Raw genomic sequence first — 11,900 nt, 5'->3', positions numbered from 1 at the left:
TTTTTACCGATAAATTTTAAAGAAACTATAAAAAACACTGGAAAATTTCCAGTGTTTTCATGTATTATCTTATTTTGAAGCAAGGGCTCCCATTGGATCCCAAGGAGCAAGTACTTGTGGCTCTGCTTCATAGGCTGCCAATTCTTCAGCTGTAAGGAAGTCTTTGCGGACAACGATTTGATAAGTGTATTCATCCATCCAGGCATCAGAAGCGACAAAGTAACCTTTTTGTCCAACCTTGTCTCCCCAAGAGTTTTCAACCTTCCATTTAACAGGTTTGCCATCGGCATCCAAATCAACCCCAGTCAATACCATTGCATGAGTCATGAGAGATTCACTGTAGTCCAAACGTCCTGCCTTATCTTGAGTCAAGTTAATATCCATGCTAGCTGTAAAGTCATAAACATTAGTTGCAAGAATACCTTTTTGACGGTCTGAAACTTGACCAACATCTGAACCAAACCAAACAGTTTCTCCAGACTTCATCTGTGCAATAGCAAGCTCTTTGAAACGGTCCATTGTGAGGTTGATATAACGAACACTTGGTGCACCTACAACATTACCTAACATCTCAACAGTATAAGATTTTCCGTAAGGTTTATCAGTTGTTGGAGCGTTGATAACTGACACATAGTCGCTGAGTTTGAGACCCACATACTTTTCAAAGAATGCTTGTGGTGTGATATTTTTCTCAGATTGATAGTTGTCATCCTTATCTCGGTAGGCAAAATCAAACTGACGTGGTGGTAAACCGAGAGTCATAGCAAGATAATTGAAAATTTCTTGAAGAAGCTCTTCCTTCTTAGCTTGAACAGTAGCCTGATCAGCACCACCTGCAATTAGGTCACGTAAGATTTGAGCATCTTGACGAAGGAGCTTATTGAGATATTGGTTAAGCTCACGACTATTGCTTGAAGCTACAGATTCTGGATAAACCGATTTTGGTACAACACCGTATTTTTCAAAAAGTGATACGACCATATCCCATTGTCCACCATCTTGTTGAGGGGTATCCAAAAGGAATTTAACCTTACGACTGCCAATCTCTTGATCTGCTGTAGCAATGATTTGTTCCAAGAACCAGTTTGATTTTTCATACTTGTCCCAGAAGAAAGTGTGCGCTTGAGAAAGTTCGAAACTTTCCAATTTAAAGTCTGAGATTAATTTGTGACGGAAAGTATTTAGTGCCGCAAACATCCAGCAACGTCCTGAAGCTTTCTGATTAGACACCTCATCTTTAGTCAAATCGATTGAGAAAACATGGTCGTTTTCAACTTCTGATTGACGTGTTTCGATGGATTTGAGCAAGCCATTATGAGTTACAGCATTCTCAATAGCACTGTACTTGGCATTGGCCTCATATTCTGCAAATAGTTTATCTGTGAAATCTGTTGATAGTGAAGTCATAAGATTCCTCCTTTTAAGCCTTATTCTTCTCTATTTTATCACTAATTTCTGAAAATTCAATTTAAAAATACCCCTAGGTTAAACCTAGGGGTACGACAATCTTATTCAACTTTATCAAACTGCGTTTCAGGTGCTGGTTTCGTTGGTTGACAAGACATGATAAGGAGGACAATGCTTCCAATCAATGAGAAGATAACCAAGATTGGTACAAGCCCTATATAACTTAGAAGTACCCAAGCCGGATGAAAGCCTGCATCTCTTAAACGACGGATTTGTAGAGACAATTGAGGGATAAGTTCAATTAAGCTAAAAAGCATTAGTGGCCAAGCATAGGTAATAATTATTTTTTGCAGTTCAGTCTGATTATTCAACAGAGCTGGGTCACTAAGGTCAACATTACTGAAGAAAGGAATAAGAACACAAAAAACAGTAAGAATAGTAATAATAATGACATTAACCAAGTAAGCCCACCAGTAGTCTGGACGAGTCGAACGTCCGCTAAAATCAAAGGCACGTTTCCAAAAATCAATATAAGCTTTGATCATAATTCATTTCTCCTCTTATTTCCAAAACTCATCAAAAATAGTGATTGGCAAGTGACGTTTGTGTTGACCTTTACGCCACCAAGCCTCAATAGTTTCCTGGGCTTTGGCTGATACTTCCTTGCCTTCAAGGTAATCATCAATTTCACGGTAGGTCACACCAAGTGCCACTTCATCAGCGATTCCTGGTTTGTCCTCTTCCAAGTCAGCTGTTGGCACTTTTTCATATAGGGCCTTGTCCGCACCAAGGGCTGCAAGAAGGGCTGCACCTTGACGCTTGTTTAGACGAAAGAGTGGCAAGATATCTGCACCACCATCACCAAATTTTGTGAAAAAGCCTGTAAGGTTTTCAGCGGCGTGGTCTGTTCCGATAACTGCCCCACTATTTTCACCAGCAACCGCGTATTGGGTAATCATACGTTGACGGGCCTTGATATTTCCCTTGTTGAAGTCCGAAACGGTGACACCTGCCTTGGCAAGTTCAGCAACCTGACCATCTACAGCTTCTTTGATATTAACCGCAAGACTCACATCTGGCTTGATAAAAGCAAGAGCACGTTGGGCATCATCTTCATCTGCTTGGACTCCGTATGGCAATCGAATGGCGATAAACTGATAGTCTTTTCCTGTCTCTGCACGGAGCTCTTCAACCGCAAGTTGTGCCAGACGGCCAGCCAATGTAGAATCTTGACCTCCTGAGATTCCCAAAACATATGTTTTAAGGAATGGATGTTTGAGCATGTAGGCCTTCAAAAAATCAACAGATTTTCGAATTTCTTCTTTTGGATCAATGTTAGGTTTAACCCCTAGTTGATCAATAATTGTTTCTTGCAAAGTCATAATGTCTCCTTTTACTCTGGCAAGTTATGGGCTTTCTTTCGTACATTGTCAATAAGGGTCATCTTGTTATCCCATACGTCTTTGGCCAAGTCAACTGGATAATCTTGAGGGTTTAGCACGCGCTTGTACTCATTCCAAAGCTCATCCAATTCCTTAGTCGCATAAGCCTTGATTTCATTAAGACTAGGCAAGTCATAGATGAGTTGCCCCTTATCGTAGATAGGTACTAAAAGTGGTACCGCATCAAAATCACGAACAGTCTTATTAATGTAGGTGTAGGTCGGGTGGAACATATTAATTTCTTCTAAAGCATTAACATCTGTGTCCGCAAAGGTGATATAGTCACCTTCTGATTTACCCTTAGCACGACTTGTAATACGCCAGACTTGCTTCTTACCTGGTGTCGAAACCTTCTCAGCATTGTTGGACAATTTGATAGTATCATGCATGACTCCTTGATCATCTTCCATTGAGACAATCTTGTAGACAGCACCCAAGGCTGGTTGATCATAGGCAGTGATAAGCTTAGTACCCACTCCCCAGACATCAATTTTGGCCTTTTGCATCTTCAAGTTGAGGATGGTATTTTCATCAAGGTCATTTGAAGCATAAATTTTGGCATCAGGGAAACCGGCAGCATCCAACTGCTTACGGACTTGCTTCGATAGATAAGCCAAGTCACCTGAATCAAGACGAACACCCAAGAAATTGATTTTATCACCTAGCTCTTTAGCTACACGAATAGCATTCGGAACACCAATCTTAAGGGTGTCATAGGTATCCACAAGGAATACACAGTCCTTATGAGTTGATGCATAGGCTTTAAAGGCATCGTAATCATTGCCATAGGCTTGAACGAGAGCATGAGCGTGAGTACCAGAAACTGGAATGCCGAAAATCTTACCGGCACGAACATTTGATGTCGCATCCGCACCACCAATCACAGCTGCACGGGTACCCCAAATTGCTGCATCCATCTCTTGTGCACGACGTGTCCCAAACTCCAATAAAGGAGCATCTTCAATGACAGAGCGAATGCGAGCCGCCTTGGTAGCAATAAGAATCTGGTAATTGAGGATATTTAGCAAGGCAGTCTCTACTAACTGACACTGAGCCAAGGGACCTTCCACTTGGAAAATCGGTTCATTAGCAAATACCAAATCACCCTCAAGGGCTGAATTGATAGTCAACTCGAGTTTTAGGTTGGCTAGATAGTCTAGAAAATCCTCAGGATAGCCTAACTCTTTTAGATAAGCAATATCAGTTTCTGAGAAAGTCAGATTTTCAAGATAGTTGACAATACGTTCCAGACCTGCGAACACAGCAAAGCCATTTTTAAACGGAAGTTGACGGAAATAAACTTCGAAAACGGCCTTTTTATTATGAATACCTTGGTTGAAGTAGACTTGCATCATATTGATTTGATACAAGTCAGTGTGCAAGGTTAAACTGTCATCTTTATACATGGAATTCCTCCAATCGAATAGGTACTTATTTTTTGTTACTAATAGCTTGTATATGTTGACTATTATAGCATTTTTGGGCAATTGTCTCCACTTTTCAGAAAGTTAATTATTGTTTGGATTTTCCGATTATTCTAATGGTTGTTTTGACAAAAAAGAGTAGCCTGGTGAGACTACTCTTCATTTCTATTCATATCTTAGGGACTCGACAGGGTCCATTTTACTGATTTTACGGGCTGGAAGGTAGGCTGATACATAGCCCATCAAGAGCGAGAAGCCAAACATGATGAAAATTGATGTCAGATTTAGATCAAATACCTTGCTGACACTTGGGTAGAGATGTGAAACAATCATGTTGGCCAAGCTTCCAATTCCCTGCGATACAAGGAGAGCAAGAGCTAGTGAGATACCCGTAATCCAGAGGGCCTCATAAACAAAGATAGCTTTCACGTCACGATTAAGGTAACCGACGGCCTTCATAACACCAATCTCTTTTGAGCGTTGCATGATGTTAATATAGATGATAATTCCAATCATGACAGCTGAAACTAGGATAGCTTGTGACGAAAGGATAATCAAGAGTGCTTGGATCACACGGATGAATTTAATAATGACATCTAGGATGGCCTGCTGTGAAAGAACCAGATACTTCTTGTTTTTCTGCAATTTTTTAGTGACTTCCTTAGTCTTGGCTGGATCCTTGAGCTCCAAAAGCATGTAAGAGACTGTTTTGGTAAAGCCATTTTCTTTAAGCAATTCTTCCAATTGTTTGGCTGGCATATAGCTATTGCTCTCTTCAGCATTCTCGCTGTCATCAACAATACGGACAATCTTAGTCTTGATATCTGCTACTTTAGTTCCATCAGCAGTATTTTCAACAATCTGAGCTGAAATTTCTTTACCGATAAATTCTTTAGCCTTGAGCTTCTTCCCTGTTTCTTGGTTGTAGCGTTTGACAAAACTCATCGGAAGGGTTAAGCCCTTTTCATCTGCAGATTTAAAAGGCTTCCCAGCTGAAATCTTATCCTTATCATTGCGAGATGTAGAGATTTTTGTGTTCTTGTAAAGACTGATAACCTGAGAATAGTTAGGAAGGTCCTTACTGAAGTCCATGGTCTTGCCATCAAGGGTAAGACTTGCCATGTTCATTCCGAAGGGACTCTCCAAATACTTAATGTCATCACTCTTAATCTGGCTACGAATAAACTTCTCGTCATCCGCATTTAGAACCCCTCTGGCTGCTGATTTAGCACTAAGACTAATCTGAATTTGGGATGGAATGTTGCCACCATCGGTACTGTCATTAATCATACCAACAATAGCATTTCCCAAACCAAAGGAAATTAGGACACCGATAAAACCAATGGAAGTTGCCGTCGCAATCAAAAGATTACGCCACTTACGTTCCATAAAGTTGTTCAATGACAATTTGAGCTTGTTCTTGAGGGTCAACCCCTTATTTTTCGATTGTTTCAACGACTTCACCATCCTTCATTTTAATGACAACATCCGCATAATCCGCCACTTCAGGGTTATGGGTTACGATAATCACAGTTTTACCTGCCTCGGCTAGCTCTTTAAAAATTTCGAGAACATTTTCCTGAGACTGAGAATCAAGAGAACCTGTTGGTTCATCAGCCACAATCATTTCTGGATTATTGACTAGGGCACGGGCAATGGCCACACGTTGTTTTTGCCCACCAGAAAGCTGCTTAACATTTTTCTTGATAAAGTCTCCGATTCCAAGACGGCTAAGCTCCCTTTCCGCAATCTCGGCCATCTCTTTATCAGTCATATTTTTAACGTAAAGAGGCATCTTGACATTTTCAAGGACTGATTGATGAGAGATAAGATTGAAATTTTGAAAGACAAAGCCAATGTGAGCCTTTCTAAAATAGGTCAAGTCACGCTCTGAAAAATCTCGCATGTTTTGATTTTTGAAATAAAGATTTCCTTGATACTGACTATCCAAGCCACTAATAATACTAAGCAGACTGGTCTTACCACAGCCAGATGGACCGTAGATAGCAGTGATCTTTCCTGGTGCAATCTCAAGCGTAACATCATTCAAAGCGCGCTCTTGATTCGTACCGTCGAGATTATAGTACTTTGAGATGTGGTCGATGGTTAAAATGGACATGATTTCCTCCGTAAATTTGATTTAGATTAGAATTTGATTAACTTTCCTCCGCTTATCTGCAAGAAAATTTCAAGCAAAATAGCAGAAACACTTAACTAATCGCCTTCTAAAACGATATATTAATTATAAGCATTAAATGATTATAAAAATAGTGACATAAATGTCACTATGGCATGAAAAAAGCCAAAGTCCCTAAGACTTTGGCTTTAGTTTATTGACAATAAATACGAATAGCTTCTGCGAGAAAAGTGGCAGTCCCTGCTCCTCCAACTTTATCAATAAAACTAGAAAAGCGATTATCTGTTTGATACATCTGACCTAGACCAGCTAATACCGTTTGGTCACATGGATAAAAATGCTGACTAATATAATCTTGTAACGCCTTTACTTGCTCCTGAACACTATCATCACCAGGATTATACTCCTTGAGCTGTCCAAAGGTAGACATGATTGCAGTCATCTCCTTTGTAACTTCAGGGAAGGACTCCTCTTCCTTAGCCGCAAAAGCTTGATAAGCTTCTGTCTGACCCCATCTAGCCTGAGCTTCTTCCTGAAAGACTTTTACAGCTTTTTGATCAAATGCTTCAAATGACATTTCTTCTTCCTCCATTTGTAAGGCCTTGGCATGAGCTATGACAGCTTCCAACCGGGACTTTTTCAGCTCTAAGAGCTTAATCTGATCCCTAAGCGCTTGAACTTTGTCATAACCTGGTTGACCTACGATTTCTTTAATTTTTTTGAGAGGAAAGTCTAACTCACGGTAAAGCAATATTTCCTGCAAACGGACAACCGCATCGCGATTATAGTAACGGTAACCATTTTCAGCCACAACTGACGGTTTCAGCAAATCAATTTCGTCATAATAATGAAGGGTGCGCACACTGACACCTGATAGTTGGCTCACTTCTTTTACAGATTTCATTAGAACTCCTCTCTGATTAAGAGTATAGGCTATGACGTGGCGTGAGGGTCAAGAGGAAAAAGAGTATTTTTTTGAAGTTTACTATAATTTATTACTTTTCTTTCTTTTTCTGGCTTCGACGATGCAGTAAAGCTTGATTAATACGCTGTGTTCTCATATGCATTTGCCAAATGAGATAAAGCCAGATAATAATATAAACAAAAATGAAAACAATCCAGATAGCAGGGTTCGTTAAAGCCTCATACCAGCCTGATATCAGACAAGTCACTGTAAGTACAATCGCCGTCAACAAGAAATGCAAGATTACTCTAAATCTGTACGACATGCGGTCAAGCTCTTCCAAAATCCACGAGAGCATTCCCATCAAACCGCTCATCATAAAGAGGGCTAAAATATTACCTACATTAACTTTGGGATAGATAAGCTGGGGAAATAATTGACCAAGTAAAAGGAATGCAAGGTAAAAGAACGATCCCGTTCTCACGCCGGATACAAAATAAGCAATTAAACGTTTCATTGGTTCCTCCTAGACCCCTAAATAATCCATCAAAGATTTGACATATTTTCGGCTGACACTGGACTTAACTCCACCTGTCATTTTAGCCATCATATTGCCAGAAAAACTATCCGATAGGGATTCCAAATGATCTATATTCATAACAGCATGACGTGATATCTGTAAAAAACTTCGACGATTGATGCGATGCTGAAAGTTTGTCAGTGTCTCTCTCATCGTATAGGTATTGTTTACAGTATAAATCGTTAACACATTCTTATCAATCTCAGCTAGGATAATGTCATCAATTTTTACCATAACCAAATGATCATCCGTTTTAATAGGAATCACCACTTGATTTACAACTGAAAATTGTTCGAGATAATCCATTACCTCTCGTGCTTGATCAGACAATCGCTCTGCTTGGATGACCACACAGGGATCCTTTGCCGAAATATCTGATTTTTCTTCAAAACGAAGTTTCATTCCTATTCCAACTCTCACTTATTTTTTCTGGCTAGTTCTTTTCACTAAAACAATCCAAAGAATACTTGCTAGAAGAATACCTCCTAACACTATAAGGTAAGTATTTTCCTTTGTCAACAAACCCTGCCACTTGAGTTGAATACCCATTTTTTCTTGAAACTCTTGAAGAAGATTATCGTGACCTTTAAAGGTCTCACTTAATGTTTCTTTCATGAGGACTTGCCGATAAAGTGCAGCAATATAAGTTGCTGGAGTACATTTCATTAGTAGTTGTGCAAAATCAGGTAGAACGCCCAAAGGTACATAAGTTCCTACCAAAAAACCAGAAGCTGTACCCACTATGGTCGCAAACTTCCCAAGACTATCTACGGATTGGAAAAAGTAAACAAAAATGGCATTCACTAAGCTAGAAAGCAGGCTACTAAGCAGCATAATGAGGAGAAGTTCGGGTAGTATGGATAATTTTGGCACTTCTCTAAAATAGCCACACATCAGCACATACATAAGGACCTGCATGGCAAAAGAGATGATGATTGCACTCGCTAGATACGAAAATGGTAACCGCCATTTCCCATGATTCGATAAATAAAGATCCTTATCTACTTGATGTTCACGGTCCTTTACCAACTGAGTCAGGGCAGCCAGACTCGTCGTAATCCCTGTCACAGCTAGCGTCCCACTCATTAACCAATTATTTAATAAAGGACCACTATTGGGGAGTTCAGCCCAAGCATCTGTTAGATTTTTTTGAAGAAAAATAATATAGAGAATAAAGGAAATCAAGGCTCCCAACAAGGAGAAGAAAACTCCTGAACGATTCCTGAAGTACAATAAAAAATTTCGCTTTAGTAAGGCTAGCATTAACGAACCTCCCTTCCTGTAAGTGCAATAAAGGCATCATCCATGGTCCCTGGACGAAACTCAAAATGGGCTATTCTATCTCTAACTTGTGCCAGGTAATCAATGGCTTCCCTTTCACTCTTGGGTTGAAAAATATACTCCAATTGACTTTGTTGCTCTACTGACATTCCCGAAGATTTGAGACTTTCTATCTGCTGCATCTCCTTGAAACGAATCTTCAAGATGTTTTTTGCATACTGGCTCTTAATATCTAATGCCGATCCCTGAGCAATCACTTCCCCATGGTCTACAATATAAATTTGATCAGCTTCATCTGCTTCGTCAAGATAATGCGTGGTCAATACAACGGTCATTCCCTCTTCTCTCTGCAATTGATAGAGCAAATCCCAAATAGACTTCCGAGTTTGGATATCTAAACCTGTCGTTGGCTCATCTAAGAACAGAATATCTGGTTGTGAGAGTAGAGCACGCGCAATGTCAACCCGACGCTTTTGGCCACCTGAAAGCGTCCCGTATCTCTGTTTTTGGAAAGCTGATAGGCCTAGCCGACCAATGAGATCAGATACACGATCGGGTTTTAAGCCTTTATACTGTTTCGCACGAATGGTCAGATTTTCCCTAACCGTCAGCATCTCATCTAAAACACTGGTTTGGAAGACCACACCAATTTTAGTATCTGGTTCATAGATGATTTCACCTTGCGTTAGTTGTTTCAAACCAATCAACATGGAAATTGTCGTTGATTTCCCCGCTCCATTTGGTCCTAGAATCGCATTAAATGTTCCCTTTTCAAACTGTAAGTGAATATTGTTTACGGCTAAATGATTTCCATATCGTTTACTTATGTTTTTAGCTTGTAATATCATGTTCTCTCTCCTTTTGATAGAACCAGTCTAGCAAAAAAGCCGTTTAAAAAACGGCTTTTGAGGATAAGTGGTTAAAATGAGAGTCTAAGTGGAGGGATGGAAGAGCTAAAAATAAAGAAGCTGTTCAAGAAATCATTACACACGATCCATTCTATCAAAATGAGATTGCCCAATATGATGTCATTGAATTTGAGGCAAGTAAGTATTGTCCTGAATTTGAAACTATCATCAGTAAAACTTTTGACGATAAGTAACTAGATTTAGAAACAGTTAAAATCTATTCTTCAATACTAGTAAAACAGCTCCTTTCTATTTAGAAAAGAGCTGTTTCTTTAAAGAGAAACACATTAATGTCCTTTATGCTTCTCTCTTCGTTTTTGCTGTTTGCGTTCAAATTTCTCTTGTTTGAGCAATTGCTTTTGGACACTAGATTGATGTTTTGAAATCTTTTTCCCTGCCTCATACTGCAACTGTAACAGTTCTTTCGACTTAGAAGAAACTTTCTGCTTTACTTGTTTCTTCACAGCTCGCTGTAATCGTTTAGGATTCTTAATTTTTACATGTTGCTTAACTGTAGTCTCTGGACTAAAAGATAATTGAGTAAACTGAGTCTGTAAAATCTCTAGAATTTCATCATCTTTTGGCTCCTGACCAAATGTCACACGACAAACTTTATAAGTTTCTCGATACACTTGTTCGAACAAACCATGCCAAAATCCATCTTCAAAATAAACTGTCAATCCAATTGAAATTGTTTCCACGACAGCACCTCCTTAAATCTATCCCTAAGAATGGACAACCAAGGAGGAAGGTTACTGATAGGCTTGCCTACGTCTGGACTACCAACCAGAACTGTGTTTTTATCTTAGTTGGGACTATTATAGCATATAGCAATACAAAAAGGCTCTATAATTTCTGTAGTGGGTAAAACCACTGTAGAGATTATGGAGCTTTTTCAATGTACACAAAAAGTCCCATAAGAACTATAATGAAAAGCGACCAAACCATCATTAGGAAGAACTCATGAGACTTATTAAGAATACCACAGAATTAATTGGAATTAAAGACCCTAACATCATTATTTCTCTTGTTTTGGAAACTAATACTCATATCGAGATTCATGCAAAACTTGATTATTCTGCACCACCATGCCCTCATTGTCAAGGAATAACGATCAAATATGACTTTCAAAAATCTTCTAAAATCCCTCTTCTCGAACAAGCTGGAACTCCAACACTACTACGTCTGAAGAAACGTCGCTTCCAGTGTAAAGTGTGTAAGAGAGTAACGGTGGCTGAAACCTCAATCGTTGAGAAAAACCACCAAATCTCCAACCTTGTCCGACAAAAGGTTGCACAACTTCTAACTGAGAAGGTATCACTAACGGATATTGCCAGAAGACTTCGTGTATCGACGTCCACTGTCTATCGTAAACTTGACCAGTTTACTTTCCAGGAACATTATGACAAACTCCCAGCTGTTATGTCCTGGGATGAGTTTGGGTTCAAGAAAGGTGAACTAGCTTTTGTGGCTCAAAACTATGAGACCAACAAACTCATAACCATCCTTGATAATCGCCGTCAAACCACTATTCGAAACTACTTTTTGAAGTATCCATTGAAAGTACGACAAAAGGTACGGTTTATCACGATGGACATGTCAGGAGCCTATATGCCACTAGCTCGAAGACTTTTTCCAAATGCCGAAATCATTATTGATCGTTTCCACATCATCCAGCACTTTGGACGTGCCTTTTTAAAGACAAGAATTGCGATTATGAACCAGTTTGATAAGAAGTCACTACCTTATCGAGCTTTAAAAAATCACTGGAGACTCTTCCAAAAGGACAGCCGTAAGTTATCTCTCAACCCTTTTTA

The 11,900-nt window shown here is 39.4% G+C and carries 13 protein-coding genes and 1 pseudogene; 2 read left to right on the top strand and 12 right to left on the bottom strand.

Translation table 11 applies throughout. The features are described 5' to 3' along the window. Positions 1-69 precede the first annotated feature (69 nt). The 11 genes from pepC to H7U01_RS05545 all read right to left on the bottom strand — a co-directional run bounded on the left by pepC (position 70) and on the right by H7U01_RS05545 (position 10,023). Positions 70-1,407, bottom strand: a complete 1,338-nt coding sequence (pepC, locus tag H7U01_RS05595; RefSeq protein WP_201041264.1) for an aminopeptidase C — start codon at positions 1,405-1,407, stop codon at positions 70-72. A 101-nt stretch (positions 1,408-1,508) separates the two neighbouring features. After that, on the bottom strand, positions 1,509-1,952 hold the full coding sequence (locus tag H7U01_RS05590) for a DUF805 domain-containing protein (protein WP_060973143.1): 444 nt from the start codon (positions 1,950-1,952) through the stop codon (positions 1,509-1,511). Positions 1,953-1,967: 15 nt separating this feature from the next. Further along, positions 1,968-2,789 (bottom strand): ammonia-dependent NAD(+) synthetase, encoded by an 822-nt coding sequence (gene nadE / locus H7U01_RS05585; protein WP_201041263.1) that lies wholly within the window; start codon positions 2,787-2,789, stop codon positions 1,968-1,970. 11 nt (positions 2,790-2,800) lie between these two features. After that, entirely contained in the window at positions 2,801-4,255 is a 1,455-nt protein-coding gene (locus H7U01_RS05580) for a nicotinate phosphoribosyltransferase (RefSeq protein WP_201041262.1), read from the bottom strand. Positions 4,256-4,438: 183 nt separating this feature from the next. Then, complete coding sequence (locus tag H7U01_RS05575) at positions 4,439-5,740, bottom strand: ABC transporter permease (protein WP_201041261.1); 1,302 nt, start codon at positions 5,738-5,740, stop codon at positions 4,439-4,441. After that, the gene (locus H7U01_RS05570; protein ID WP_022496577.1) at positions 5,709-6,392 is read right to left on the bottom strand and encodes an ABC transporter ATP-binding protein; all 684 of its coding nucleotides are present in this window, start codon (positions 6,390-6,392) and stop codon (positions 5,709-5,711) included. Before H7U01_RS05570 ends, H7U01_RS05575 begins: the two co-directional genes overlap by 32 nt. 211 nt (positions 6,393-6,603) lie before the next feature. After that, positions 6,604-7,314 (bottom strand): MerR family transcriptional regulator, encoded by a 711-nt coding sequence (locus tag H7U01_RS05565; protein ID WP_201041260.1) that lies wholly within the window; start codon positions 7,312-7,314, stop codon positions 6,604-6,606. Positions 7,315-7,405: 91 nt separating this feature from the next. Further along, complete coding sequence (locus H7U01_RS05560) at positions 7,406-7,831, bottom strand: DUF3021 family protein (RefSeq protein ID WP_201041259.1); 426 nt, start codon at positions 7,829-7,831, stop codon at positions 7,406-7,408. Positions 7,832-7,840: 9 nt separating this feature from the next. After that, complete coding sequence (locus H7U01_RS05555) at positions 7,841-8,296, bottom strand: LytTR family DNA-binding domain-containing protein (RefSeq protein WP_002886486.1); 456 nt, start codon at positions 8,294-8,296, stop codon at positions 7,841-7,843. Between the two features lie 18 nt (positions 8,297-8,314). After that, the gene (locus H7U01_RS05550; RefSeq protein WP_201041258.1) at positions 8,315-9,157 is read right to left on the bottom strand and encodes an ABC transporter permease; all 843 of its coding nucleotides are present in this window, start codon (positions 9,155-9,157) and stop codon (positions 8,315-8,317) included. Next, on the bottom strand, positions 9,157-10,023 hold the full coding sequence (locus H7U01_RS05545; RefSeq protein ID WP_129852180.1) for an ATP-binding cassette domain-containing protein: 867 nt from the start codon (positions 10,021-10,023) through the stop codon (positions 9,157-9,159). The genes H7U01_RS05550 and H7U01_RS05545 overlap by 1 nt, the downstream gene beginning before the upstream one ends. A gap of 101 nt (positions 10,024-10,124) precedes the next feature. On the opposite strand from H7U01_RS05545, the pseudogene H7U01_RS10055 reads away from it, so the two are divergent. Beyond that, a pseudogene (locus tag H7U01_RS10055) lies at positions 10,125-10,277 on the top strand (GTP cyclohydrolase); the annotation flags it as partial. 93 nt (positions 10,278-10,370) lie between these two features. On the opposite strand, the gene H7U01_RS05540 reads toward H7U01_RS10055, so the two are convergent. Further along, a complete protein-coding gene (locus H7U01_RS05540) occupies positions 10,371-10,784 on the bottom strand; it encodes a YjdF family protein (RefSeq protein WP_201041257.1) in 414 nt (137 codons plus the stop codon). A gap of 262 nt (positions 10,785-11,046) precedes the next feature. Here H7U01_RS05540 and H7U01_RS05535 point away from each other — a divergent pair. Continuing rightward, on the top strand, positions 11,047-11,900 hold an 854-nt coding region (locus H7U01_RS05535; RefSeq protein ID WP_201041256.1), incomplete at its 3' end, for an ISL3 family transposase.

Origin of the sequence: Streptococcus sp. 21.1 (assembly GCF_016648635.1) — a bacterium.
Classification (GTDB): domain Bacteria; phylum Bacillota; class Bacilli; order Lactobacillales; family Streptococcaceae; genus Streptococcus.
Note: the sequence above shows the minus strand (reverse complement) of the source record. Positions and strands in the feature narration are given on the sequence as shown.